A 627-nucleotide genomic window follows, 5' to 3' on the forward strand; every position below is an offset into this window, starting at 1 on the left:
ACTCATAAGCCGGCGTCCACAGAAAGGATTTCCAGCCCCCGTGCTCTTCCAGAAACGACTCCAGTACCGTGGCCTCCTCACGGGGGACAGAAAGCGTCACGCTGTACGTTTTCAGGTTGGCATTCAGCCCGGCAGGCGCTCGCTGAGAATAGCCATCACCAAAGCGCACCTTTCTTACAGAAGGGACCGAAGCCACATCCATACCGGGTTTCACTTTCCAGCGGAAGGTCTTCATCGTCCACCTCCGGAGAACAGGCCACCATCACGCATCTGTGTCTGAATTTCATCACGGGCACCCTTGCGGGCCATGTCATACACCGCCTTCAGAGCAGCCGGACCTATCTGCCCGTTCGTGCCGTCGTTGTTAATCACCACATGGTTATTCTGCTCAAACGTCCCGGACGCCTGCGACCGGCTGTCTGCCATGCTGCCCGGTGTACCGACATAACCGCCGGTGGCATAGCCGCGCATCAGCCGGTAAAGATTCCCCACGCCAATCCGGCTGGTTGCCTCCTTCGTGAAGACAAACTCACCACGGTGAACAATCCCCGCTGGCTCATATTTGCCGCCGGTTCCCGTAAATCCCAGTCCCTTATACCCATCAGACGCTACCGCCGAAGAGAAGGG

General features: G+C 57.9%; 2 protein-coding genes. Both read right to left on the minus strand.

The features are described 5' to 3' along the window. Positions 1-235: phage tail protein (locus CSC70_RS14030; protein ID WP_162457209.1), on the minus strand; the 235-nt coding region annotated here is incomplete at its 3' end. Next, the coding region (locus CSC70_RS14035; RefSeq protein WP_162457210.1) for a phage tail tape measure protein at positions 232-627 on the minus strand (396 nt) is incomplete at its 5' end. The genes CSC70_RS14030 and CSC70_RS14035, both read right to left, overlap by 4 nt.

This window comes from Pseudoxanthomonas kalamensis DSM 18571 (assembly GCF_010211745.1).
Taxonomy (GTDB): domain Bacteria; phylum Pseudomonadota; class Gammaproteobacteria; order Xanthomonadales; family Xanthomonadaceae; genus Pseudoxanthomonas_A; species Pseudoxanthomonas_A kalamensis.